20 protein-coding genes and 1 tRNA gene are annotated in these 25,457 nt (G+C 71.7%); 11 read left to right on the forward strand and 10 right to left on the reverse strand.

Translation table 11 applies throughout. The features are described 5' to 3' along the window. Nucleotides 1-50: 50 nt before the first annotated feature. Nucleotides 51-138, reverse strand: a tRNA-Leu gene (locus ABZ865_RS37345). Nucleotides 139-352: 214 nt separating this feature from the next. Here ABZ865_RS37345 and ABZ865_RS37350 point away from each other — a divergent pair. The 3 genes from ABZ865_RS37350 (at nt 353) to ABZ865_RS37360 (ending at nt 2,975) form a co-directional block, all read left to right on the forward strand. Next, nucleotides 353-1,678 carry a M20/M25/M40 family metallo-hydrolase gene (locus tag ABZ865_RS37350; protein WP_361240345.1) on the forward strand — a complete coding sequence of 442 codons (1,326 nt, stop codon included), beginning with the start codon at nt 353-355 and terminating at the stop codon, nt 1,676-1,678. Nucleotides 1,679-1,824: 146 nt separating this feature from the next. Next, a complete protein-coding gene (gene chpH, locus ABZ865_RS37355; protein WP_100825321.1) occupies nt 1,825-2,058 on the forward strand; it encodes a chaplin ChpH in 234 nt (77 codons plus the stop codon). Nucleotides 2,059-2,198: 140 nt separating this feature from the next. Continuing rightward, complete coding sequence (locus ABZ865_RS37360) at nt 2,199-2,975, forward strand: chaplin (protein WP_361240350.1); 777 nt, start codon at nt 2,199-2,201, stop codon at nt 2,973-2,975. 83 nt (nt 2,976-3,058) lie between these two features. Here ABZ865_RS37360 and ABZ865_RS37365 read toward each other — a convergent pair whose 3' ends face one another. Then, nucleotides 3,059-3,247 carry a DUF5703 family protein gene (locus ABZ865_RS37365; protein WP_046732800.1) on the reverse strand — a complete coding sequence of 63 codons (189 nt, stop codon included), beginning with the start codon at nt 3,245-3,247 and terminating at the stop codon, nt 3,059-3,061. 47 nt (nt 3,248-3,294) lie between these two features. On the opposite strand from ABZ865_RS37365, the gene ABZ865_RS37370 reads away from it, so the two are divergent. Then, nucleotides 3,295-4,044, forward strand: coding sequence for a hypothetical protein (locus ABZ865_RS37370; RefSeq protein ID WP_361240353.1), 750 nt, complete (start codon nt 3,295-3,297; stop codon nt 4,042-4,044). Nucleotides 4,045-4,141: 97 nt separating this feature from the next. Here the strand turns inward: ABZ865_RS37370 and ABZ865_RS37375 are convergent, their stop codons facing one another. Together ABZ865_RS37375 and ABZ865_RS37380 are read right to left on the reverse strand one after the other, a co-directional pair. Continuing rightward, nucleotides 4,142-6,469 (reverse strand): helix-hairpin-helix domain-containing protein, encoded by a 2,328-nt coding sequence (locus tag ABZ865_RS37375; RefSeq protein WP_361240356.1) that lies wholly within the window; start codon nt 6,467-6,469, stop codon nt 4,142-4,144. After that, on the reverse strand, nt 6,466-7,449 hold the full coding sequence (locus tag ABZ865_RS37380; protein WP_361240359.1) for an aldo/keto reductase: 984 nt from the start codon (nt 7,447-7,449) through the stop codon (nt 6,466-6,468). Before ABZ865_RS37380 ends, ABZ865_RS37375 begins: the two co-directional genes overlap by 4 nt. 186 nt (nt 7,450-7,635) lie before the next feature. On the opposite strand from ABZ865_RS37380, the gene ABZ865_RS37385 reads away from it, so the two are divergent. Both ABZ865_RS37385 and ABZ865_RS37390 read left to right on the forward strand, forming a co-directional pair. Next, entirely contained in the window at nt 7,636-8,691 is a 1,056-nt protein-coding gene (locus tag ABZ865_RS37385) for an LLM class F420-dependent oxidoreductase (RefSeq protein WP_361240362.1), read from the forward strand. Nucleotides 8,692-8,920: 229 nt separating this feature from the next. Further along, on the forward strand, nt 8,921-9,709 hold the full coding sequence (locus ABZ865_RS37390) for a ferritin-like domain-containing protein (RefSeq protein ID WP_361240365.1): 789 nt from the start codon (nt 8,921-8,923) through the stop codon (nt 9,707-9,709). Nucleotides 9,710-9,716: 7 nt separating this feature from the next. On the opposite strand, the gene corA is transcribed toward ABZ865_RS37390, so the two are convergent. Beyond that, nucleotides 9,717-10,712 (reverse strand): magnesium/cobalt transporter CorA, encoded by a 996-nt coding sequence (gene corA, locus ABZ865_RS37395; protein ID WP_361240431.1) that lies wholly within the window; start codon nt 10,710-10,712, stop codon nt 9,717-9,719. Nucleotides 10,713-10,774: 62 nt separating this feature from the next. On the opposite strand from corA, the gene ABZ865_RS37400 reads away from it, so the two are divergent. From ABZ865_RS37400 to mshC, 4 genes are all read left to right on the forward strand, one after another. Then, nucleotides 10,775-11,461, forward strand: a complete 687-nt coding sequence (locus ABZ865_RS37400; RefSeq protein WP_361240368.1) for a histidine phosphatase family protein — start codon at nt 10,775-10,777, stop codon at nt 11,459-11,461. A gap of 90 nt (nt 11,462-11,551) precedes the next feature. Next, nucleotides 11,552-12,142 carry a DUF3090 domain-containing protein gene (locus ABZ865_RS37405; protein WP_361240371.1) on the forward strand — a complete coding sequence of 197 codons (591 nt, stop codon included), beginning with the start codon at nt 11,552-11,554 and terminating at the stop codon, nt 12,140-12,142. Continuing rightward, the gene (locus tag ABZ865_RS37410) at nt 12,106-12,951 is read left to right on the forward strand and encodes an SCO1664 family protein (protein WP_361240374.1); all 846 of its coding nucleotides are present in this window, start codon (nt 12,106-12,108) and stop codon (nt 12,949-12,951) included. The genes ABZ865_RS37405 and ABZ865_RS37410 overlap by 37 nt, the downstream gene beginning before the upstream one ends. Nucleotides 12,952-13,044: 93 nt before the next feature. Next, entirely contained in the window at nt 13,045-14,274 is a 1,230-nt protein-coding gene (gene mshC / locus ABZ865_RS37415; protein WP_361240377.1) for a cysteine--1-D-myo-inosityl 2-amino-2-deoxy-alpha-D-glucopyranoside ligase, read from the forward strand. A 159-nt stretch (nt 14,275-14,433) separates the two neighbouring features. Here the strand turns inward: mshC and ABZ865_RS37420 are convergent, their stop codons facing one another. From ABZ865_RS37420 to ABZ865_RS37440, 5 genes are all read right to left on the reverse strand, one after another. After that, nucleotides 14,434-15,354 (reverse strand): PAC2 family protein, encoded by a 921-nt coding sequence (locus ABZ865_RS37420; protein WP_361240380.1) that lies wholly within the window; start codon nt 15,352-15,354, stop codon nt 14,434-14,436. A gap of 632 nt (nt 15,355-15,986) precedes the next feature. After that, a complete protein-coding gene (locus ABZ865_RS37425) occupies nt 15,987-17,603 on the reverse strand; it encodes a glycerol-3-phosphate dehydrogenase/oxidase (RefSeq protein WP_361240384.1) in 1,617 nt (538 codons plus the stop codon). A 47-nt stretch (nt 17,604-17,650) separates the two neighbouring features. Further along, nucleotides 17,651-19,189, reverse strand: coding sequence for a glycerol kinase GlpK (gene glpK, locus ABZ865_RS37430; RefSeq protein ID WP_361240387.1), 1,539 nt, complete (start codon nt 19,187-19,189; stop codon nt 17,651-17,653). Nucleotides 19,190-19,268: 79 nt separating this feature from the next. Further along, nucleotides 19,269-20,063, reverse strand: a complete 795-nt coding sequence (locus ABZ865_RS37435; protein ID WP_361240390.1) for an MIP/aquaporin family protein — start codon at nt 20,061-20,063, stop codon at nt 19,269-19,271. 369 nt (nt 20,064-20,432) lie between these two features. Further along, nucleotides 20,433-21,209: an IclR family transcriptional regulator gene (locus ABZ865_RS37440; protein ID WP_361240393.1), complete on the reverse strand. Its 777-nt coding sequence runs from the start codon at nt 21,207-21,209 to the stop codon at nt 20,433-20,435. Between the two features lie 463 nt (nt 21,210-21,672). On the opposite strand from ABZ865_RS37440, the gene metH reads away from it, so the two are divergent. After that, nucleotides 21,673-25,191, forward strand: a complete 3,519-nt coding sequence (gene metH, locus ABZ865_RS37445) for a methionine synthase (protein WP_361240395.1) — start codon at nt 21,673-21,675, stop codon at nt 25,189-25,191. Nucleotides 25,192-25,457 lie beyond the last annotated feature (266 nt).

Raw genomic sequence — 25,457 nt, forward strand, 5'->3', positions numbered from 1 at the left:
CCGGCACCCGAGCCAAAAGCAGAGGGCCCCTGATGAACAGGGGCCCTCACTGGTGTCCGAGGGGGGACTTGAACCCCCACGCCCGATAAAGGGCACTAGCACCTCAAGCTAGCGCGTCTGCCATTCCGCCACCCGGACAAGGTGTCTGTCGTGCGAGGTCTTCCCTTTCGGCGGGGCTTCCCTCGCGGCGACGAAGGAAACATTACCAGGCTTTCGAGGGTGGCTGATCACCCCTGTCCCCGGACCCGGATCCGCGTGAACGGGGTGTGACGGGCCGGGACCGGTCTTGGGCCCGGGGCGGGGGCGGAGGGAGGATGAGGGGGACCACCAGCAGACAGCGGGAGGAAGCAGCGTGAGCGACACGGACACGGCCAAGGGCGTCACCGGCGAGGACGAGGTCGTGGACCTCTGCCGCGAGCTGATCCGCTTCGACACCAGCAACTACGGCGACCACTCCGGCCCGGGCGAGCGCCAGGCCGCCGAGTACGTCGCCGAGAAGCTCGCCGAGGTCGGTCTCGAGCCGAAGATCTTCGAGTCACACCCCGGCCGCGCCTCCACGGTGGCCCGCATCGAGGGCGAGGACCCGTCCCGGCCCGCGCTGCTCATCCACGGCCACCTGGACGTCGTACCGGCCAACGCCGGCGACTGGACCCACCACCCCTTCTCCGGCGAGGTCACCGACGGGTGCGTGTGGGGGCGCGGCGCCGTCGACATGAAGGACATGGACGCGATGACCCTCGCGGTCGTCCGGGACCGGCTCAGGAGCGGGCGCCGCCCGCCGCGCGACATCGTCGTCGCCTTCCTCGCCGACGAGGAGGCGGGCGGCACGTACGGCGCCCGGTACCTGGTCGACCACCACCGGGACCTGTTCGAGGGCGTCACCGAGGCGATCAGCGAGGTGGGCGGCTTCTCCTTCACCGTGAGCGAGCAGCGGCGGCTCTATCTGATCCAGACGGCCGAGAAGGGCATGCACTGGATGAAGCTGACCGTGGCCGGCACCGCCGGGCACGGGTCGATGATCCACCGGGACAACGCCATCACCGAGCTGTCGGAGGCGGTCGCGCGGGTCGGCCGGCACAAGTTCCCGGTGCGGGTCACCAAGACCACCCGGGCCTTCCTCGACGAGCTGGGCGACGCGCTCGGCACCGAGCTGGACCCGGAGGACATGGAGTCCACCCTCGCCCGGCTCGGCGGCATCGCCAAGCTCATCGGCGCGACCCTGTCCAACACCGCCAACCCCACGCAGCTGAACGCCGGTTACAAGGTCAACGTCATCCCCGGCGAGGCCACCGCGCACATCGACGGACGGTTCCTGCCGGGCCACGAGGAGGAGTTCCTCGGCGACCTCGACCGGCTGCTCGGACCGAACGTCCGCCGCGAGGACGTGCACTCCGACAAGGCGCTGGAGACCAGCTTCGACGGGGCCCTCGTCGAGGCCATGCAGTCCGCGCTGCTGGCCGAGGACCCGACCGCCAAGGCGATCCCCTACATGCTCTCCGGCGGCACCGACGCGAAGTCCTTCGACGACCTCGGCATCCGCGGCTTCGGCTTCGCGCCGCTCAAGCTGCCGCCGGAGCTGGACTTCGCCGGCATGTTCCACGGCGTGGACGAGCGGGTTCCGGTGGACGGACTGCAGTTCGGGGTGCGGGTGCTCGACCGGTTCATCGACGCGTCGTGACGTCGTCGACGTGGGTAATCGGGCGCGCGTGCGAGATCGACTGAGAAGGGTGAATGTGACCATAGGTTCGTAGCTCCATTACTCCCTCCTCGTTACAGGTGATGCGACCCCGCACCTTGGGGTCGCTTTGCCAACAAGGAGGAAGAATGATCAAGAAGGTCGTCGCTGCTGCGGCTGCCACCGGTGGTCTGGTTCTCGCCGGCGCGGGCCTGGCCGTCGCCGACTCGGGTGCCCAGGGTGCCGCCGTGCACTCGCCGGGCGTCATTTCCGGCAACGTCGTCCAGGTGCCCGTGCACGTCCCGGTGAACGTGTGCGGCAACACGATCAACGTGATCGGGCTCCTGAACCCCGCCTTCGGCAACACCTGCGTCAACGACTGACGCCGACTCCCTGAGGGGCGTCTTTAACGAGCCGTCGGCCTCGGAGCGCGCACCATGCGCTCCGAGGCCGACCGGCCTTTCACACAGTCGAGATCAGCATCGAAGACCAGGGAAGTCCCGAAGTCCAGGGGGGACACAGAATGCGACAGAGCACTCGCAAGGGCCTGATGACCATGGCGGCCGCGACCGGTGTGATCGCCGCCGCGAGCGGCTACGCGCACGCCGACGCGGGCGCGGCCGGCTCCGCCACCGGCTCGCCGGGCGTACTGTCCGGCAACACCGTGCAGGTGCCGGTGCACGTGCCGGTGAACGTCTGCGGCAACACCGTGAACGTCGTCGGGATCCTCAACCCGTCGGTGGGCAACAGGTGCGCCAACTCCGGAGATCACGGCGGCTCCGGGGGGCACAGCGGCTCCGGCGGCTCGCACGCGGGCGGTCACACCGGCGGTTCGCCCGGTGTGGGCTCCGGCAACACAGTCCAGGTGCCGGTCGACGTACCGGTCAACGTGTGCGGCAACAGCGTGGACGTCGTGGGCGTCGGCAACGGCACCACGGGCAACGACTGCGCCAACGGCGGCGGGCACGGAAACCCGCCGGGCGAGCCGGGACACCCCGGCCACCCCGGGCAGCCGGGCCACCCTGGTACCCCGGGGCATCCGGGAACGCCTGGGACGCCGGGAACGCCTGGGACACCGGGCGGGTCGGGGCAGCACCCCGGAACGCCGGGCACCGGTGGGCACGGCCGGCACGCTTCGTCCCACGTCGGTCAGCAGGGTGGGCGCTCCGCCGAGCACCTGAGCGCCGGCCAACTCGCTCACACCGGCGGTGACGTGCCGCTGGGCGTGGCGCTGCCGGCGGGCGCGGGCGCGCTGCTCGCGGGCGCGGTCCTGTACCGCAAGGGCCGGGCCGCGGCGTAGCGCACGGCAGGAGTGGTCGTAGCAGGAGAAACGGAGCGGGCCCCGCCACATCGGCGGGGCCCGCTCCGGTCATGCGTCCCGCCTCACCACGTGGCACGCACCTGGCGGATGATCCGCCGACGCAGCCGCACCCTGCGGCTGCCGTCGCGCATCAGGCTCAGTCGGTCCAACTCCCAGTGTCCGTACTCGGCATGGTCCGTCAGCAGACGCGTCGCCTCCTTGCGGGACACCCCGCGAGGTACGTACACGTCGACAAATTCGTATTCCGGCATCGCATCTATTGTGCGGGCTGGTGCCCGGTACGGATAGCGTCTGCACTATGTCTGATGCTGCGCAGCCCACCGCTGCCGAGGTACGCGCCGCCGCCGAGGCGATCAAGACCGCGCTCGACCGCCACCTGGCGGCTGTCGAACGCAGGTCGGGGGAGGACGACCCGGCCGTCTACGAGGCGTTCAACCAGCTGGCCGCGGCCGCCGAGGCGTACGACGAGCTGCTCTACGACCGCTACGACGAGGTCACGCCCTTCGAGATCCCCGGTGCGGAGGACACGCTGCCCCCGTACGCGGGCCCCGAGGAGCCGAACGCGGTCAGCGTGCTGATCCGCCGCGACTACGCGGTGGCGGAACCCCAGCGGCTGCTGGCGCAGGCCCAGCGGGTGGAGGCGGCGGAGTACGAGGTCGTCGGCGGAGCGGACGACGAGGGCGCCGGCACGGTCCCCGGGGCGCTGGGCATCCTTTTCGGCGAGTTCGAACCCGACGAGATCGCATCCCGGCACAAGGAGTTCGGTCTGGAGGAGGGCGACTCCACGCTCTGGGTCACCGCAGCCGACGAGCCGGCCGAGCCCGGCGAGTGGCTGGAGGCGCCGTTCGAGCAGGTCGACCCGCAGCGGGTGGTGTGCAGATTCGACGTGAGCGCGGTGTTCGACGACGAGGACGAGGACATCGAGGACGACGAGGTCGACGAGGACGACGAAGACGACGTGGCCGACGAGGCCGACGAGGCCGACGAGGACGGCATCGACGAGCTGGACGGGGACGAGGAGCTGGAGCCCATCGACGCCGAGAGGTGAGACAGAGCGGCGGAGCCGTCCGGGCCGAGCCCGGTACGGCACCGCCGCGATCCGCCGCCGTGACTGATCGCCACCGCGGCGGAGAAGCGCGAGCGGATCAGCCCGCCGCCGGGACCTGGGTGCGCAGCAGTGTCTGCAGGCGGGTCGTGCGGGGCTTGGCCAGGGCTTCCGCCACCGCCCTCGGGAGGGCCTGCTCCACCCCGTGGACCACGGAGAGGTGGCGCTCGGCGCGGCCGAACGCGGTGTACACCCACGGTCTGCTGAGCGCCTGCGCCGCGTCGCCGGGTAGGACCGCGACGACGGCGGGCCAGCGGGCGCCCACCGCCTGATGCGCGGTCAGCGCCCAGCCGTGCCGCACGGAACCCTCCACCCGCTCGCGCGGTACGACGACGGGGGTGCCCGCGCACTCCAGGTGCAGTCCTTCGGCGTCGGCCTTCACCACCCGGCCCGGCACCGTACGGCCCGGGGCGGCGGAGTAGACGATCCGGTCGCCGGGGTCGAAGCCGCCGAAGCGGCCGGGGCCGGGGTTGAGGCGCTCCTTGAGGGCGGCGTTGAGGGCCCGGGTGCCCGCGGCGCCGCCGTGGCCCGGGGTGATCACCACCGTCTGCTCGGTCGGGACACCGATCGCCCGCGGCACCGAGTCGGCGACCAGCTGCACGGTCCGGTGCACGGCCTCGCCCGCGTCCCGCACCGGCACGATGACGATCTCCTTGCCGGGCGCCTCGACCTGGTTCAGCTCGCCGATGCCGATCCCGGAGACCAGCTCGCCGATGGGGCCCGGGTCGGGCGTGCGGGAGGCGATCTGCGGGCAGGCGCGGGCCGCGAGGAGGTCGGCGAAGACCCGGCCGGGCCCGGCCGACCACAGCACCGCGGGATCGCCGCTGAGCAGCAGCCGCGCCCCGTCGGGCAGCGACTCCACCAGCATCGCGGCGCTCTCCACGTCGAGCTGGGGCGCGTCCAGCACGATCAGCAGATCGAGGTCCAGGGCGCCTTCCGCGTCCCGCCCGGGGCCTTCGGCACCGGAGAGGAGCCCGGCGACGGTTCCGACGGAAGACACAACAGAAGACACAGTGGACCCGGAGTCCCCGGAGTCGCCCAGCAGCGCGGCGAGACGGCGGCGGCCGTCCGGGGCGTGACAGGCGGCGAAGGCGCGCAGGCCCGCGGCGCGGGCGGCGGCCAGCACCGCGGCCGGTTCGGCGCGGGCCGCCTCGCCGCCGGTGTGCAGCACCAGGCCGTGCCCGGCGAGCGCGCGGACCAGCTCGGCCGCGCCGCCGGAGACCCCGGCGGCGGCCGTCTCCCAGGGCCCGGCCGTCTCCTTGGACAGCGAGTTGACCAGGCGGGCCAGGCCGTCGGCCAGGCTCTCCTCGGCGAGCGCGTACCGCTCCAGGCCGACCAGGACACGGACCGGCCGCTCCGCCTCACCGCCCTCTTCCTCCTCGTCCTCCCGCTCCGCCCGTTCCTCCTGCCGGGCCGGGGCGCCGGGCTCCTCCAGGGCGTCCTGGAAGACCAGCGCCTCGCCCTCGGCGATCGCGTTCTGCACGGCGGCGTCCGCGTCCGGCACGGCCCGCTGGGCGAGGGCCGCGGTGAGCGCCGGCAGGTCCAGCGCGGTGTGGCCGGCCAGCGCGGCCTGCTCCAGCAGCCAGACGGTCAGGGCGCGGCCGCGCCGCTCGTCGTCCGGGCCGCAGGCCGCGCCCAGCAGGGCCCGCGCGAACCCGTCGGCCTGGTCCGGCCGTACACCGGCGACCCGCAGCAGCTGCCAGGGGTCCTCCCGGAGCGCGCTGTCGGCGCCCTCGCCGAGGGCCGCGGCCACCTGGGGCGCCAGGGTGTCGGGCGCGCCGCCCTCGGTCAGGACGCGCCGCACCGCCTCGACCGTCTCCGCTGCGGGGGCGCTCGGCACGGCCGGGACCGGGGTGGGCACCGGCCGGGGCGCGGGCTCCGGGGCGGGGCGGCGCGGGGCCCGCTCGGGCGTGGCGAAGACCGCGGTGACCGGCTTCTCGCCGCTCTCCACCGCACGGACCGCCGCGAGCAGGTCGGCCGCCGTGCCGCTGAGCTTCGTCCCGCTCTCGATGGGCCCCTTCTTCTCGGCCTTGCGCCGCTCGATGCGCTCCCGCTCGAGCCGCTGTGCGGCCAGCTCGGCCTGCGCCTCGGACGCCTGCGACGCACCCTCGCCCCCGGCGTCGAGGGCGCCCTCCGCCGTCCCGTCGCCCGCTTCGGCCCCGAGCTCCGCGCTCCCGGCGCCCTCCGCCGGGCCTGTCCCTGGTTCCTCGGCCTCCGCCGCGCCTGTCCCGGTCTCCTCGGTCCCGTCCGTCGGCCCGCTCGCACGGCTGTCGTCGGATGCCGTCTCCTGCCCGGCGGCCTGAGGGGTGTCCGAGGGCTCCGGCGTACCCGGCCCGGTCTCCTCCGTGGTCTCCGGCTCCGTGCTCACAGCGTGCTCCAGTCGTGATCGGGATAGCGGTGCACGGGCGCCGACACGTCGTCGAGCGCCCGGCAGATCTCGTCAGGAAGACTAAGCGCCTCCACTGACAATGCCGCCGTGAGCTGCTGTGCGTTGCGCGCGCCGACGATCGGCGCGGCCACGCCGGGCCGGTCCCGGACCCAGGCGAGGGCCACCTGGAGCGGGGTGACCGCGAGCCCGTCGGCGGCGGTCGTCACCGCGTCCACGATGCGGGTCGCGGTGTCGTCCAGGTACGGCTCGACGAACAGCGACAGGTGCTCGGAGGCCCCGCGCGAGTCCGGGGGAGTGGCGTGCCGGTACTTGCCCGTGAGCACGCCCCGGCCCAGCGGGGAGGAGGGCAGCAGGCCGACGCCCAGGTCGAGCGCGGCGGGCAGCACCTCGCGCTCGACGCCGCGCTGGAGCAGCGAGTACTCCATCTGCGTACTGGCCAGCCGGGTACGGGTGCCCGGCGCCGCCAGCTGCCAGGTGGCCGCCTTGGCGAGCTGCCAGCCGCAGAAGTTGGACACCCCGGCATAGCGGGCGCGGCCGCTGCTCACGGCCAGGTCCAGGGCCTGGAGCGTCTCCTCCAGCGGGGTCTCCGCGTCGAAGGCGTGGATGTGCCAGAGGTCGACGTAGTCCGTGCCGAGGCGGGCCAGGGAGGCGTCCAGGGCGGCGAGCAGATGGCCCCGGGAGCCGTCGAAGCGGCGGTCGGGGTCGGGCACGCTGCCCGCCTTGGTGGAGATCACCAGGTCCCGGCGCGGCACCAGCCCGTCCATCAGCTGTCCGAGCAGATACTCGGCCTCGCCGTCGCCGTACACGTCGGCGGTGTCGACGAGGGTGCCGCCGACCTCCCAGAACGCCTTCAGCATGTCCGCGGCGTCGTGCTCGTCGGTGTCCCGGCCCCAGGTGAGGGTGCCGAGTCCGATCCGGGACACGCGCAGGCCGGTACGGCCGAGATGCCTCTGCTCCATGTGCGCGAGATTACTGGCCATGGCTACTGCCGTGGGTTGCCTGTGGACAACCCGGTCTCCGGGCGCGGGCACAGGAGTTCCGGGGCACAGTGACCAAGCAGGCGCGGGTCGGGTCTGTGCGGGGGCGGGTCCGGCTCGCTAAGGTCTGCGCCAAGGGACGTTACTCATGGGTAAGGGGAATCGGCCATGCAGCTCGGGATCAACCTCGGCTACTGGGGCGCCGGGATGGACGCGGACAATCTGGCCGTCGCGCAGGAGGCCGAGCGGCTGGGCTACTCCGTGTGCTGGGCCGCCGAGGCATACGGCTCCGACGCGGCCACCGTGCTCTCCTGGGTCGCCGCGCAGACCGAGCGCATCGACGTCGGCTCGGCCATCTTCCAGATCCCGGCCCGGCAGCCCGCGATGACCGCGATGACCGCGGCGACCCTCGACTCGCTGTCCAAGGGCCGCTTCCGGCTCGGGCTCGGCGTCTCCGGCCCGCAGGTCTCCGAGGGCTGGTACGGCGTCAAGTTCGACAAGCCGCTGGCGCGCACGCGCGAGTACGTGGAGATCGTGCGCAAGGCGATGACCCGGGAGCGGCTGTCGTACGAGGGCGAGCACTGGACGCTGCCGCTGCCCGGCGGCCCGGGCAAGCCGATCAAGCTGACCGTGCACCCGCAGTGCGAGCACATCCCGCTCTACATCGCCGCCATCGGCCCCAAGAACCTCGAACAGACCGGTGAGATCGCGGACGGCGCGCTGGTCATCTTCCCCTCCGCCGAGCACCTGGAGGAGACCACGGTCAAGTACCTGCGTGCGGGCCGCGAGAAGGCCGGCAAGACCCTCGACGGGTTCGACATCTGCCCGACCCTGCCCCTCGCCGTCGGCGACGACAAGGACGTGTCCCGCCTCGCCGACGTCTTCCGCCCCTACACCGCGCTGTACGTGGGCGGCATGGGCAGCTTCAAGCAGAACTTCTACAACCAGCTCGCCCGGCGCATGGGCTACGAGAAGGAGGCCGCCGAGATCCAGGAGAAGTACCTGGCCGGCGACAAGCAGGGCGCGGCCGCCGCGGTCCCGCAGGACCTCATCGACAAGACCACGCTGCTCGGCTCCGTCGACCGCATCGCCGACCGGATGAAGGCCTACGCCGCCGCCGGCGTCACCACCCTCAGCCTCGCCCCGGCCGGCTTCACCCTGGACGAGCGGCTCGCCTCCCTGCGCGCCGGCACCGAGGCCCTGGAGCGCGCCGGACTCGCGTGACGCGAACCGGGAGGCCTCGGAAGCTTCAGCGGCCGTGGTGGGGGCTCGGGGGTCTTCCCCGCCACGGCCGTCACGCAGAACAACGCGCCAGGACCCGCGCGGTTACGACCCCCGCACTCATCCTTTCGGCCGAGTCGTCCGGCACTGCTGTTGCGATGCCCTCTGTCCGCATTTGAACTGTTCTTTGCGGAGTGCTGCAGGCGGAACGCGCCGCAGGGAGGAGCTCACGATGCTTTCGGCCAAGAGTCTGTTCCAGGAGATCCTCGACAACGACGCCTCCTTCCGGCTCTTCTGCTCCATCGCGGCCAGCGGGGAGTCCCAGGGCGGCTGGGAGAACGGGCGGATCGCCGCACTGGTCCCGGGCAGCGAACGCGCGCTCGCACCCAAGATCGCCCGGCACGGGGCGGACGAGGACAAGCACGGGCGGATCTTCAACGCCCTGCTGCGCAAGCGCGGCCTGCGACCCGTCGACGTCCCGCCGGACACCGACTACACGATGCTCCTCGAGCGGCACGGCATCGGCCTCGCGCACGAGAGACTGCGGGCCGACCAGCCGCTGACGGTGCCGGACCTCGTCACCTACCTCGCCCACAGCCGGGTCACCGAACAGCGCGCCTCCGAGCAGATGGAGCTGCTGCGCAAGCACTTCGGCGACGACCCCGACGTCGGCCGCGCGGTGCGGATGATCTCCCACGACGAGGACAACCACCTCGCCTACTGCCACGAGGAACTCCTCCGCTTCGCCCGCTCCGGCCACGGCCGCACCATCCAGCGCACCTTGCGCGCGTGCGCGCTCGCCGAGATCCGCATCTACCGCGACGTCAGCCTCGCCGTCATGGCCCACATGGGACGCATCCTCGGCTGGTCGAAGGCCAGAGCGGCCGTCCTCGCCGCCGGGATCCACGCCGTGTACGCCTACGAGCGCCTCGGCGGCTGGCGCCGCATGGTGACCCTGAGCATGCCCGAGCGCCGCAACGCCCTCGGCGGCCCCGCCACCCCCGCCCCCGAGTTCGTCTGAGCCCCGCTCACAGCCAGCCGCGCCGCTTGAACGTCCGGTACAGCAGCACCTCCAGGGCGGCCATCAGCAGGATCACCACCGGGTAGCCCCACAGCCAGTGCAGCTCGGGCATGTGGTCGAAGTTCATGCCGTAGACGCCCGCGATCAGCGTCGGGACCGCGGCCATCGCCGCGAAGGCAGAGATCTTCCGCATGTCGTCGTTCTGCCGCACGCTCATCTGCGCCAGATGCGCCGACAGGATGTCCGACACCAGCCGGTCCAGGCCCTCCACGGACTCGTTCACCCGCGAAAGGTGGTCGTTCACGTCCCGGAAGAAGGGCCGCGCCTTCTCGTGCACGAACGGCACCCCGCCGCCGAGCGTGCCGGTACCGGCCAGCCGGGTCAGCGGCACCGCGAGCGGCACGGTGGCCCGGCGGAACTCCAGGATCTGCCGCTTGAAGGTGTAGATCCGGGACGCGGTGTGGTGGGCGCCGCCGTGCTCCGGCTCGAACACCTCGGCCTCCAGCTCCTCCAGATCCGTCTGCAGCTCCGTCGCCACGTCCAGGTAGTGGTCGACGGTGGCGTCGGAGATCGCGTACAGCACCGCAGTGGGACCCTTGGCCAGCATCTCCGGGTCCCCCTCCAGCCGGTGCCGGATGGCCGCCAGCGACGAACTCTCGCCGTGCCGGACGGTCACCACGAAGCTGTCGCCCACGAAGACCATGACCTCGCCGGCCGAGACGGTGTCGCTCTCGGGCTCGTACACCACCGGCTTGAGGACCATGAACAGCGAGTCGTCGTACACCTCCAGCTTGGGCCGCTGGTGCGCCTTCAGTGCGTCCTCGACGGCCAGCGGATGCAGCGCGAACTCCTCCGTGACCAGGTCGAACTCCCGCACCGACGGCTCGTGCAGCCCGATCCACACGAACCCGCCCGCCGCCCGCGCCGCGTCCAGCGCGTCGGACAGGTCCTGCGGACGCTCGGTGCGGTGCCCGTCGCGGTACACCGCGCAGTCCACGATCACGGAGCGCATTCTCCTCTCGCCCTCCCGCGGGCGCACGTTGTGATGCGCTTACCCTGGGCCGCATGCCCACGCTGATCCTCGTCCGGCACGGACGCTCCACCGCCAACACCTCGGGCGTGCTCGCCGGCTGGACGCCGGGCGTCGCCCTGGACGAGCGCGGCGCCGCACAGGCCGCCGCGCTGCCCGGACGGCTCGCCCCGCTGGCCCTGTCCGAGGTCGTCGTCAGCCCCCTGCAGCGCTGCCAGGAGACCGTCCGGCCCCTGCTCGACGCCCGGCCCGGACTGCGCGTCCACACCGACGAACGGATCGGCGAGTGCCACTACGGCGACTGGTCCGGCCGCAAGCTCGCCGAGCTGAAGGACGAGCCGCTGATGGAGGTCGTCCAGGCCCACCCCTCGGCCGCCGCGTTCCCCGGCGGCGAGTCCATGCGGGCCATGCAGACCCGCGCCGCCGAGGCCGTACGCGAGTGGAACGCGCGCGTGGAGCGCGACCACGGAGCGGACGCGGTCTACCTCATGTGCTCGCACGGTGACATCATCAAGTCCCTGGTCGCGGACGCACTCGGCCTTCACCTCGACCTCTTCCAGCGGATCTCCGTGGAACCCTGTTCCGTCACCGTGATCCGTTACACCCGTCTCAGGCCGTACCTCGTCCGCCTCGGCGACACCGGCGACTTCGCCTCCCTCGCCCCCCGCGAGACACCCCCGGAGGACGACGCACCGGTCGGGGGCGGTGCGGGAGCACCGTGATCGTCGGCCGCAGTAGGGTGAAGCGACCCACCCCGTCGCACCCCACATGGCCAGCACTGCCGAAACCCTCGAATCCAATGGAGACAGGACGTGTCCCGTCAGGTGTTCCTCTACGATCCGCCGGACCGCTTCGTGGCGGGCACCGTCGGACTGCCCGGACGCCGTACGTTCTTCCTCCAGGCCACCGCCGGCCCCCGGGTGACCAGCGTGGCTCTGGAGAAGACCCAGGTCGCCGCGCTCGCCGAGCGCATGGACGAGCTTCTCGACGAGGTCGTACGGCGTAGTGGCGGCAATGCCGCCGTCCCGGCCGTGGCGCCCACCGAGATCGCCGACACCGCCCCGCTGGAGACCCCCATCGACGAGGAGTTCCGCGTCGGCACCATGGCCCTCGCCTGGGACGGCGAGGAACAACGCATGATCGTCGAGGCGCAGGCCCTCGTGGAGCTGGACGCCGAGACCGAGGAGGACCTCGCCGAGGCCGAGGAGCGGCTGCTCCAGGACGAGGAGAACGGACCCCCGATGCTGCGGGTCCGGCTGACCGGCGCGCAGGCCAGAGCCTTCGCCAAGCGCGCCCTCGACGTCGTCAACGCCGGGCGGCCGCCGTGCCCGCTGTGCAGCCTCCCGCTCGATCCGGAAGGACACGTATGTCCGCGCCAGAACGGATACCGCCGCGGAGCGTGACGGCCGCCGACGCCGAGGCCGACGCGGCCTTCGCCCTGCTGCTCACCCACGGTGAGCTGACCGTACGCGGCCGGATCCGCGAGGCGTCCAACGCGGCGCTGTTCTGCACCATCGCCCTCGACGGCCAGGAAGCCACCTGCGTGTACAAGCCGGTGGCCGGGGAGCGCCCGCTGTGGGACTTCCCCGACGGCACCCTGGCCGGCCGCGAGGTCGCCGCCTACGAGGTCTCCGAGGCCACCGGCTGGGGGCTCGTACCCCCGACCGTGCTGCGCGAGGGGCCCTACGGCGAGGGCATGTGCCAGCTGTGGATCGACGTGCACCCCGAGGCGGAGCTGCTCGCCCTGGTCGACGGCGAGGAGCCGGAGCCGGGCTGGAAGGCGATCGGGTTCGCCGAGGTCGGCGAGGGCCGCACCGCGCTGCTCGTGCACGCCGACGACGAGCGGCTGCGCCGGCTCGCCGTCCTCGACGCCGTGATCAACAACGCCGACCGCAAGGGCGGCCACCTGCTGCCCACCGCCGGGGGCCGGCTCTACGGCATCGACCACGGCGTCACCTTCAACGTCGAGAACAAGCTGCGCACGCTGCTGTGGGGCTGGGCGGGCGAGCCCCTGACCGACGAGGCCGTCGAGGTGCTCAAGGGCCTCGGGAAGGGCCTCTCCGACGGCGGCGCGCTGTCCGCGCGGCTGGCCCCCCTGATCACCCCGGCCGAGATCGACGCCACGCGCGCGCGGGTCGACGCGCTGCTCACCGCCGGCCGGCACCCGGAACCGAGCGGACAGTGGCCGGCGATCCCCTGGCCACCGGTGTGAGCACATCCGGGGCCGATATTCAAGAACGCCCAACCGGCCATCCGGCCCGATCCCGTTCGTATACGCAGCGTGCGGCCGGTTAGGCTCATGTACATGCATGCCTGGCCCGCTTCCGAGGTCCCCGCCCTGCCTGGTCAGGGCCGCGACCTGAGGATCCACGACACCGCGACCGGCGGCCTCGTCACCCTCGACCCCGGTCCCGTCGCCCGTATCTACGTCTGCGGCATCACGCCGTACGACGCGACCCACATGGGTCACGCGGCGACCTACAACGCGTTCGACCTCGTTCAGCGCGTGTGGCTCGACACCAAGCGGCAGGTTCACTACGTCCAGAACGTCACCGACGTCGACGATCCGCTCCTCGAGCGCGCGGACCGGGACGGCGTCGACTGGGTCGCCCTCGCCGAGAAGGAGACGGCCCTCTTCCGCGAGGACATGACCGCCCTGCGGATGCTCCCGCCCCAGCACTACATAGGCGCCGTCGAGGCGATACCCGGCATCGTCCCGCTCGTGGAGCGGCTGCGCGACCTCGGCGCGGCCTACGAGCTGGAGGGCGACATCTACTTCTCCGTCGAGTCCGACCCGAACTTCGGCAAGGTCTCGAACCTCGACGCGGCCGCGATGCGGCTGCTGTCCGCCGAGCGCGGCGGCGACCCGGACCGCCCGGGCAAGAAGAACCCGCTCGACCCGATGCTGTGGATGGCGGCCCGCGAGGGCGAGCCCAGCTGGGACGGCGGCTCCCTCGGCCGGGGACGCCCCGGCTGGCACATCGAGTGCGTGGCCATCGCCCTCGACCACCTCGGCATGGGCTTCGACGTCCAGGGCGGCGGCTCCGACCTCGCCTTCCCGCACCACGAGATGGGCGCCTCGCACGCCCAGGTGCTGACCGGCGAGTTCCCGATGGCCAAGGCGTACGTCCACGCCGGCATGGTCGCGCTGCACGGCGAGAAGATGTCCAAGTCGAAGGGCAACCTCGTCTTCGTCTCGGCGCTGCGCCGCGACGGCGTCGACCCGGCCGCCATCCGCCTCGCCCTGCTCGCCCACCACTACCGCGCCGACTGGGAGTGGACCGACCAGGTCCTCCAGGACGCCGCGGACCGGCTCGGCCGCTGGCGCGCGGCCGTCTCCCGGCCCGACGGGCCGTCCGCCGACGCGCTGGTCGAGGAGATCCGCGAGGCCCTCGCGAACGACCTCGACGCGCCCGCCGCGCTCGCCGCGGTGGACCGCTGGGCGGCGAGGCAGGAGCAGGAGGGCGGCACCGACACGGGCGCGCCGGGCGTGGTCACGCGCGCGGTGGACGCGCTGCTGGGGGTGGCCCTGTAAGCGCTCCGTAGGGGCGCGGGGAGCCGCGCGACCAGCCACAACGGACCCGCAGACGCCGGACGGCAGGTCGCGGCACCCCATAGCGCATCGGCAACAAAGAGAAGGGGCGGTTCCCGAACACGGGAACCGCCCCTTCGCCGCACCTCAGCCGCCGTACGCTCAGTCCTCCGAGCCGTCCTCGTCGTCTTCCTTGCCCCCGCCGCCGGCCGCCGGAGGCCTCTGCTTACCGCCCGGAGGTCCCACGTCCCGGCGCCGCAGATACCGCTCGAACTCGCGGGCGATCGCCTCACCGGACGCCTCCGGCAGCTCGGCGGTGTCCCGGGCCTCCTCCAGCGTCTGGACGTACTCGGCGACCTCGCTGTCCTCCGCGGCCAGCTGGTCCACGCCCACCTGCCAGGCACGCGCGTCCTCGGGCAGCTCGCCCTGCGGGATGCGCAGGTCCAGCAGGTCCTCCAGGCGGTTGAGCAGCGCCAGCGTGGCCTTGGGGTTGGGCGGCTGGGAGACGTAGTGCGGAACGGCCGCCCACAGCGACACCGCCGGGACCCCGGCGTGCGTGCAGGCCTCCTGCAGGACGCCGACGATGCCCGTCGGGCCCTCGTACTTGGTCTCCTCCAGGTCCATCCGCTGGGCCAGGTCCGGGTCGGACGTCACCCCGCTGACCGGCACGGGACGCGTGTGCGGGGTGTCACCGAGCAGGGCGCCCAGGATGACCACCAGCTCCACACCCAGCTCGTGCGCGAAGCCGAGCAGCTCGTTGCAGAACGACCGCCAGCGCATGGACGGTTCGATGCCGCGCACCAGCACCAGGTCGCGGGGCTTCTCGCCGCCGACCCGGACCACCGACAGACGTGTCGTCGGCCAGGTGATCTTGCGCACACCGGCGTCCATGAACACCGTGGGGCGGTTCACCTGGAAGTCGTAGTAGTCCTCGGCGTCCAGCGCCGCGAACACCTCGCCCTTCCACTCGCGTTCCAGATGCGCGACCGCCGTGGAGGCGGCGTCGCCGGCATCGTTCCAGCCCTCGAACGCGGCCACCATGACTGGGTCGATCAGCTCGGGAACCCCCTCCAGCTCGATCACCCAGTGCCTCCTTCCGACGTGCCCTCGCTTGACGCCCCAACCTTACGGCGTCCGGCGGGAGCGTCCGCAGCCCCTTGCCCGGGGGATGCCCGGATCACTGCCCCGATCTCCGCGCCGGAACACCCCTTGTCAACGGGGTGTCCGACCCGTTCCGTACCGGGGTTTCACACCGGAACCGGACTCGGTCATGGGCCTGACAGGCAGTCCGGCGGCGAGCACGACACCGCGCACGGCACCGAGCACAGCAACGAGTTGCTCGCCCGCGCCTGTCGTCGCGACGGAAGCCCACGACCAAACTCATCGCCTCCCGCGGCCAGTTGCGCGACACCCCCGGCCGGCGGCTCGTCACGCGGCCACCCCGTCGAACCACTCCCTCCCCTCCGCCCAGTGCCGAGGCGCCGTCGTCGTCGGCGCCGAAAGCCTCCCGCAGGCAGGCGAGTTCGGCGGGGTCCGCGTGATCGATGTTCATACCGCCATGGACAGCAGCCGCCACTGACAACCGGGCACGCGAGAGAGGGGCGGCTCCATCGGCGTGGAGCCGCCCCTCTCGGTGGCCCGGCCCCGGTGCGGCGGGGGCCGGAACCTCGGCGGCGGGCCGGCTCGGTCGGGGAGTGGCCGGCCGCCACCCAGGTCTACTTCTTGTCGAGCACGTCCTGGACCCGGGAACGGACCTCGTCCGTGGCCAGGCCCCGGATCGTCAGCGTCGTACGGCGGCGCAGCACGTCGTCCGCCGTCTCGGCCCACTCGTGGTCGCGGGCCCAGACGACCTGCGCCCAGATCTCCGGGGCGTCCGGGTGGACGCGGTCGGCCAGCTCGGGGTGCTCGTTGGCCATGCGGGCGATGTCGAAGGCCAGCGAGCCGTAGTGGGTGGCCAGGTGCTTGGCGGTGTCGGCGGCCATGCGCGGACCGGGCGCCGGGCGGTCGGTCAGCAGGCGGTGGGCCACCGCGCGCGGGTTGGCGATGCCGGGCAGCGGCAGCTTCTTCGGCAGCGAGGAGATCGGCTCGAAGTCGTCACCGAGCGGGTGGCCCGGCAGCTCCTCCAGCTTCTTCATCACCGTGCGGCCGATGTGCCGGAACGTGGTCCACTTGCCGCCGGCCACCGACAGCATGCCGGCCTTGCCCTCGGTCACCACGGTCTCCCGCTTGGCCTTGGCGGTGTCGCCGGGGCCGCCCGGCAGCACGCGCAGACCGGCGAACGCGTAGGTGATCAGGTCCCGCTGGAGCTGCTGGTCCCGCACGGAGAACGCGGCCTCGTCCAGGATCTGGGCGATGTCCTTCTCGGTGACCGCGACGTCCGCCGGGTCACCCTCGTACTCCTCGTCGGTGGTGCCGAGCAGCAGCATGTCCTCCCAGGGGAGGGCGAAGGTGATGCGGTACTTGTCGATGGGGGTGGCGAGCGCGGCCTTCCAGGGGGAGGTGCGCTTCAGGACCAGATGCGCGCCCTTGGACAGACGGATGGAGGGGGCGGCGTTCGGGTCCTCCATCCTGCGCAGGTGGTCGACCCAGGGGCCGGTCGCGTTCAGCACCAGGCGGGCGTCGACGCCGAACTCCTCGCCGGATATGCGGTCCTTGAGGTCGGCGCCGGTGACCCGGCCCTTGGTGAAGCGCAGGCCGGTGACCTCGGCGTGGTTGAGGACGACCGCGCCCGCCTCGACGGCCGCGCGGACCGTCATCAGCGCCATGCGCGCGTCGTTCATCTGGTCGTCGCCGTACACGGCCACGGCCTTCAGGTTCTCGGTGCGCAGCTCGGGCACGTCCTGCGCGGCCTTGGCCGGGGAGAGCAGGTGGCCCACGCCGTCACCGAAGGCGGAGAGCGCGGAGTAGGCGAACACGCCCGCGCCGAGCTTCGCCGCGCCGTGCGGCCCGCCCTTGTACACCGGGAGGTAGAAGGTGAGCGGGTTCGCCAGGTGGGGGGCCACCTGGCGGGAGACCGCACGGCGCTCGAAGTGGTTCTCCGCCACCAGCTTCACCGCGCCGGTCTGCAGGTAGCGCAGACCGCCGTGGAGCAGCTTGGAGGAGGCGGAGGAGGTGGCGCCGGCGAAGTCACCGGCGTCGACCAGCGCCACCCTGAGCCCGGACTGCGCGGCGTGCCAGGCGGTGGAGATGCCCAGGATGCCGCCGCCGATCACAAGAAGGTCGTACGACGCCTTGGAGAGCTGCTCCCTGGTCTCGGCCCGGCTCGGGTTGGAGCCGGAGGCCGGGTGCGTCCCCAGGGCAGGCACGGACTGCAGGGTGGGCTGACTGGTCATTTCGGGTTCTTACTCCTCGTCAGAGTTGGCTGGGCGGTCCGGGCCGCTCAGTCCTCGTCCTCGATCCAGCCCATGGTCCGGTCGACGGCCTTGAGCCAGTTCTTGTACTCACGGTCGCGGGTGTCCGCGTCCATCTGCGGGGTCCATTCGGCGGCCCGGCGCCAGTTGGCGCGCAGTTCGTCGGTGCTGGACCAGAAGCCGACGGCCAGGCCGGCGGCGTAGGCGGCGCCGAGGCAGGTGGTCTCGGCGACCATCGGGCGCACCACAGGTGCGTCCAGGACGTCCGAGAGCGTCTGCATCAGCAGGTTGTTGGAGGTCATGCCGCCGTCGACCTTCAGGGCCACCAGCTCGTCGCCGGAGTCCTTGACCATCGCGTCGGCGATCTCCCGGGTCTGCCAGGCGGTCGCCTCCAGGACCGCACGGGCGAGGTGCGCCTTGGTGACGTACCGGGTCAGGCCGGCGATCACACCGCGGGCGTCGGAGCGCCAGTGCGGGGCGAACAGGCCGGAGAAGGCCGGTACGAAGTAGGCGCCACCGTTGTCCTCGACCGAGAGCGCGAGCGTCTCGATCTCGGCGGCGGTGGAGATCAGGCCCATCTGGTCGCGCATCCACTGCACCAGCGAGCCGGTGACGGCGATCGAGCCCTCCAGGGCGTAGACCGTCGGCTGCTCGCCGATCTTGTAGCCGACGGTGGTCAGCAGGCCCGCGTAGGAGTTGATGATCTTGTCACCGGTGTTCATCACCATGAAGGTGCCGGTGCCGTAGGTGGACTTGGTCTCGCCCTCGGAGAAGCAGGTCTGGCCGAACAGGGCCGCCTGCTGGTCGCCGAGCGCGGACGCGACCGGGATGCCGCCGAGCAGGTCGCCCAGCTTGCCGCCGGAGACCTCGCCGTAGACCTCGGCGGAGGAGCGGATCTCCGGCAGGATCGCCAGCGGGACACCGATGGACTCGGCGATCTTCTCGTCCCACTGCATGGTGTGCAGGTTCATCAGCATGGTGCGGGAGGCGTTGGTCACGTCGGTGACGTGGTGGCCGCCGTTGACACCGCCGGTCAGGTTCCAGATGACCCAGGTGTCCATGGTGCCGAAGAGGATGTCGCCCGCCTCGGCGCGCTCCCGCAGGCCGTCGACGTGGTCGAGCAGCCAGCGGGCCTTGGGACCGGAGAAGTACGACGCGAGCGGGAGGCCGGTCTCGCGGCGGAAGCGGTCCTGGCCGACGTTGCGCCCGAGCTCCCTGCACAGGGCGTCGGTGCGGGTGTCCTGCCAGACCAGGGCGTTGTGGACGGGCTCACCGGTGTTCTTGTCCCACAGCACGGTGGTCTCGCGCTGGTTGGTGATGCCGATGGCCTTGATGTCGTCGCGGGTGATGCCGGCCTTCTGGATGGCTCCGGCGACGACCTCCTGGACGTTGGTCCAGATCTCGTTGGCGTTGTGCTCGACCCAGCCCGGCTTCGGGAAGATCTGCTCGTGCTCCTTCTGGTCGACGGAGACGATGCGGCCGTCCCGGTCGAAGACGATGCAGCGCGAGGAAGTCGTGCCCTGGTCGATGGCCGCGATGAACGGGCCTGCGGTGTGGGCGTCGGTCACTGTGTGCTCCTGAAAGGTCCGTGGTGAGGGGCTGTACGTACGGCGCGTGCTGGAAGACTCGGCTTGTTCGAGCGGCTTCTTAAGCGAAGGCGACGTTGTAGATGCCTGCGGCGATGGCGGCGCCGATCAGCGGACCGACCACCGGGATCCAGGCGTAGCTCCAGTCGGAGCCGCCCTTGTTGGGCAGCGGCAGCAGGGCGTGCACGAGGCGGGGACCGAGGTCACGGGCCGGGTTGATCGCGTAACCGGTCGGGCCGCCGAGCGAGAGGCCGATGCCGACGACCACGAGCGAGGTGATCAGGGCGCCCAGGGTGCCCAGACCGTTGCCCTTGTCGTTGAGGCCCTGGGTGAGGACCGCGAGCACCAGCACCACGGTGCCGATGATCTCCGTGGCGAGGTTCTGCACCACGTTCCGGATCTCGGGACCGGTGGAGAAGACGCCCAGGACCGGGCCGGCGCCCTTCTCCTGGGCCTCGACGGCCTTGGCCGCCGTGGCCTGCGCGCCCGGACCGCCGACGATCTCCTTGTCGGTGAGGTGCGCGTGGAACTGGCCGTAGTAGGCCAGCCAGACCAGGGTGGCGCCGATCATGGCGCCGAGCAGCTGGCCGCCCCAGTACGTGGGCAGGTTGCTGAAGTCCTTGTCCTTGATCGCGAGCGCGAGCGTCACGGCCGGGTTCAGGTGGGCACCGGACAACGGCGCCGAGGTGTAGACGGCCGTCAGAACGGCAAAACCCCACCCGAAGGTGATGGCGAGCCAGCCGGCGTTACGGGCCTTGGAGGCCTTCAGGGTCACGGCGGCGCAGACGCCGCCGCCGAGCAGGATGAGTATGGCGGTACCGATGGTCTCGCCGATGAAGATGTCGGAGCTGGACACCCGCGACTCCTTTGTCCTTCGTCCAGGGAAACCGAACCCCGGGTCCCTCCGGAGGTTCTGGCTGCCCTCGGGGGTGAGAGAGCAGTACCGGTCCTTGGCGTTGCCACACTCTAGCGCGTATTGCCGGTAGGTGTTCGACAATGCCGACCGATGGACGGGAGTCTTGCTTTGGCGTTACGCACGCGTCAAGGGTTCTGTTATGGGAAACAGGATCGTTATTGATCGCCGTTTCCTATCTCTCTTCATGGCTGAATGAACGACCTCGCCCCGATATGACCGTTTCAGGGTATGGCGACAACCGGAACGCCGCCTAGCGTCCCGGTCGTTGCCCCTGAATCAGTTATCGGCGGCGGGCCCCCCGCCCGCCGCTCAGAACCGCCCCGCGCCCAGATCCCTGGAGACCGCGCGGGCGCAGTCCCGCACCGCGGCGATCAGTTCCGGCCGCACCTCGTAGCGGGCCTCGCCGTCCCGGCACACCCGTTCCACGGCACCCGTGATCCCGACCGCGCCCACCGGCATCCGGCGCCGGTCGTGGATCGGCGCGGCGATCGACGCCACGCCCTCCCAGGTCTCCTCCACGTCGGCCGCGTACCCACGCGCGCGCGTGATGTCGAGCAGGTGCTCGAAGTCCTCCGGCTCGCACACCGTGCGGTCCGTGAACGGCTTGCGGTCGGCCTCCAGCGCCTCGCTGTGCGCCACCGGGTCGTACGCCGACAGCACCTTGCCCAGCGCCGTGGAGTGCAGCGGCTGCATGGCCCCTATCTCCAGCACCTGCCGGCTGTCGTCCGGCCGGAAGACGTGGTGCACGATCAGCACGCCCTGCTGGTGCAGCACGCCCAGATACACACTCTCCCCGCTGGAACGGGCCAGGTCGTCGGTCCACACCAGGGCCCGCGCCCGCAGCTCGTGCACGTCCAGATAGGTGGTGCCGAGGCGCAGCAGCTCCGCGCCCAGCTGATAGCGCCCGGAGGCGTCGTCCTGCTCGACGAAGCCCTCCGCCTGAAGGGTGCGCAGGATGCCGTGGGCGGTGCCCTTGGCGAGGCCCAGTGACGAGGCGATGTCCGAGAGGCCGAGCCTCCGCTCGCCGCCTGCGAGCAGCCGCAGCATCGCCGCCGCCCGTTCGAGCGACTGGATGTTCCGTGCCATCGCCGCCTTGCCTCCGTCCTTCGACCATCAGCGAACGACGCGATCCCACGTCGTTCGGCAATGCCGAACACTACCGGTCGATGCCGACCTCCCGCTAATGGTTGGACGGCTCCTGTTACATCTGCCGTTACATCGCACGGGCCCGCACCCGTACGTCACCCGGCCCGTGCCCATACTTCTCATGGGCCCGCACCCGTACGGCGCACGGGTCGGCGTCCATACATCTCACGGCCCCCCGCCCTACGTCGTACAGGCCAGCGCCCTACGTCGTACGGGCCCGCGCCCCACTTCGGACAGGCCCGCGCCTGCCGCCCCGGTCACCCGGGTGCGCCATCCGCGTCCGCCTCGTGGACGCCGGTGCCCATCCAAGCCCACTCCCGGTTACCCTGACGCCGTGCCCCTCGCCCGGTCCCGCCGGGGAAGGCGCATAGCCGACAGCCGTCGCATCCCAGGGAGCCCCTTCATGGCCTCGTTGCCAACGACCCCTTCCGCCGACAGCCGGACCCGTGCGTCCGCGCTCCGAGACGCACTCGCCACCCGCGTGGTGGTGGCCGACGGAGCCATGGGCACCATGCTCCAGGCCCAGGAGCCCACTCTCGAGGACTTCGAGCACCTCGAGGGCTGCAACGAGATCCTCAACCTCACCCGCCCCGACATCGTCCGCTCCGTCCACGAGGCGTACTTCGCCGTGGGCGTGGACTGCGTCGAGACCAACACCTTCGGGGCCAACCACTCCGCGCTCGGCGAGTACGACATCGCCGACCGCGTCCACGAACTGTCCGAGGCCGGCGCCCGCGTCGCCCGCGAGGTCGCCGACGAGTTCACCGCCAAGGACGGCCGGCCCCGCTGGGTCCTCGGCTCCATCGGCCCCGGCACCAAGCTGCCCACCCTCGGCCACGCCCCCTACACCACCCTGCGCGACGCCTACCAGCGAAACGCCGAGGGCCTGGTCACCGGCGGCGCCGACGCCCTGCTCGTGGAGACCACCCAGGACCTGCTGCAGACCAAGGCGGCCGTCCTCGGCGCCCGCCGCGGCCTCGACGCCCTCGGCCTGGACCTGCCGGTCATCGTGTCCGTCACCGTCGAGACCACCGGCACCATGCTCCTCGGCTCCGAGATCGGCGCCGCGCTCACCGCGCTGGAGCCGCTCGGCATCGACATGATCGGCCTGAACTGCGCCACCGGCCCGGCCGAGATGAGCGAACACCTGCGCTACCTCGCCCGCAACGCCCGCATCCCGCTGTCCTGCATGCCCAACGCGGGCCTGCCGGTCCTGGGCAAGGACGGCGCCCACTACCCGCTGACCGCGCCGGAGCTGGCCGACGCCCAGGAGACCTTCGTCCGCGAGTACGGCCTCTCCCTCGTCGGCGGCTGCTGCGGCACCACCCCCGAGCACCTGCGCCAGGTCGTCGAGCGCGTTCAGGGCCTCACCCCGCCCGAGCGCAGCCCCCGGCCCGAGCCCGGCGCCGCCTCCCTCTACCAGTCCGTCCCGTTCCGCCAGGACACCTCCTACCTGGCCATCGGCGAGCGCACCAACGCCAACGGCTCCAAGAAGTTCCGCGAGGCCATGCTGGCCGCCCGCTGGGACGACTGCGTCGAGATGGCCCGCGAGCAGATCCGCGAGGGCGCGCACATGCTCGACCTGTGCGTGGACTACGTCGGCCGTGACGGCGTCGCCGACATGGAGGAACTGGCCGGCCGCTTCGCCACCGCCTCCACCCTGCCCATCGTGCTGGACTCCACCGAGGTCGACGTCCTCCGGGCGGGCCTGGAGAAGCTCGGCGGCCGCGCGGTCATCAACTCGGTCAACTACGAGGACGGCGACGGCCCCGACTCCCGGTTCGCCAAGGTCACCCGGCTCGCGCAGGAGCACGGCGCCGCGCTGATCGCGCTGACCATCGACGAGGAGGGCCAGGCCCGCACCCCCGAGAAGAAGGTCGAGATCGCCGAGCGGCTGATCGCCGACCTGACCGGGAACTGGGGCATCCGCGAGGAGGACATCCTCATCGACGCCCTGACCTTCACCATCTGCACCGGGCAGGAGGAGTCCCGCAAGGACGGCATCGCCACCATCGAGGCGATCCGCGAGCTCAAGCGCCGCCACCCGGACGTCCAGACCACCCTCGGCCTGTCCAACATCTCCTTCGGCCTCAACCCGGCCGCCCGCATCCTGCTGAACTCCGTCTTCCTCGACGAGTGCGTCAAGGCCGGCCTGGACTCGGCGATCGTGCACGCCTCCAAGATCCTGCCGATCGCCCGCTTCAGCGAGGAAGAGGTGCAGACCGCCCTCGACCTCATCCACGACCGCCGCGCCGAGGGCTACGACCCCCTGCAGAAGCTCATGCAGCTCTTCGAGGGCGCCACCGCCAAGTCCCTGAAGGCGGGCAAGGCGGAGGAACTGGCCGCGCTGCCGCTGGAGGAGCGGCTCAAGCGCCGCATCATCGACGGCGAACGCAACGGCCTCGAAGCCGACCTGGACCAGGCACTGGAGACGCGCCCGGCCCTGGACATCGTCAACGACACCCTCCTGGACGGCATGAAGGTCGTCGGCGACCTGTTCGGCTCCGGCCAGATGCAGCTGCCGTTCGTGCTCCAGTCCGCCGAGGTCATGAAGGCCGCGGTCGCCTACCTCGAACCGCACATGGAGAAGTCCGACGCCGAGGGCAAGGGCACCATCATTCTCGCCACCGTGCGCGGCGACGTGCACGACATCGGCAAGAACCTCGTCGACATCATCCTGTCCAACAACGGCTACAACGTCGTCAACCTGGGCATCAAGCAGCCCGTCTCCGCCATCCTGGAGGCCGCCGAGGAACACCGGGCCGACGTCATCGGCATGTCCGGTCTCCTGGTCAAGTCCACGGTGATCATGAAGGAGAACCTGGAGGAGCTGAACCAGCGCGGCCTCGCCGCCCGCTTCCCGGTCATCCTCGGCGGCGCCGCCCTGACCCGCGCCTACGTGGAGCAGGACCTCCACGAGATCTACGAGGGTGAGGTCCGCTACGCCCGCGACGCCTTCGAGGGCCTGCGCCTCATGGACGCCCTCATCGGCGTCAAGCGGGGCGTGCCCGGGGCGCAGCTGCCCGAGCTGAAGCAGCGCCGGGTCCGCGCCACGACCACCACCGTCGAGGCCCCCGAACGCCCCGAGGAGGGCCACGTCCGCTCCGACGTCGCCACCGACAACCCCGTGCCGACCCCGCCGTTCTGGGACACCCGGGTCGTCAAGGGCATCCAGCTCAAGGAGTACGCGAGCTGGCTGGACGAGGGTGCGCTGTTCAAGGGCCAGTGGGGCCTCAGGCAGGCCCGCACCGGGGACGGGCCGTCGTACGAGGAACTGGTGGAGAGCGAGGGCCGCCCGCGCCTGCGGGGCCTGCTGGACCGGCTGCAGACGGAGAACCTGCTCGAAGCGGCCGTGGTCTACGGCTACTTCCCGTGCGTGTCCAAGGACGACGACCTGATCATCCTGGACGAGCGCGGCAACGAACGCACCCGCTTCACCTTCCCGCGCCAGCGCCGCGGCCGCCGGCTGTGCCTCGCGGACTTCTTCCGCCCGGAGGAGTCGGGGGAGACCGACGTCGTCGGCCTCCAGGTCGTCACCGTCGGCTCGCGCATCGGCGAGGAGACCGCCCGGCTCTTCGCGTCGGACTCCTACCGCGACTACCTCGAACTGCACGGCCTGTCCGTGCAGTTGGCGGAGGCGCTGGCCGAGTACTGGCACGCCCGGGTGCGCGCGGAACTCGGCTTCGCCGGGGAGGACCCGGCCGACATCGAGGACATGTTCGCCCTGAAGTACCGCGGCGCCCGCTTCTCCCTCGGCTACGGCGCCTGCCCCGACCTGGAGGACCGGGCCAAGATCGCCGAACTCCTCGAACCGGAGCGGATCGGCGTCCACCTGTCCGAGGAGTTCCAGCTGCACCCCGAGCAGTCCACGGACGCGATCGTGATCCACCACCCCGAGGCGAAGTACTTCAACGCCCGCTGAGCCCTCCGGGGGTTCGGCGGGGGCGCCCCCGCCGCCGAGGCGGGGGGGCCGGGCGCCCACTCGGCGAGGTGGGGCGCGCCGTGGGCGGGTGCGGCGGAGGGGGGGCTGGTCGCGCCCACGCGGCGGGAGCCGCATATCGATACAGCCCCGCGCCCCGTTGGGGCGCGGGGCCGCGGGCCTGCCAAAAGGGCTCCAGGCCTGCGCCGGGGGGGTTGAGATAGGAAGAGCGGCGGGTAGGGGAAGAGTGTAACAATGTGTGTGTAGAT

The sequence above is a fragment of the Streptomyces sp. NPDC047085 genome (assembly GCF_040643735.1).
Lineage (GTDB): Bacteria > Actinomycetota > Actinomycetes > Streptomycetales > Streptomycetaceae > Streptomyces.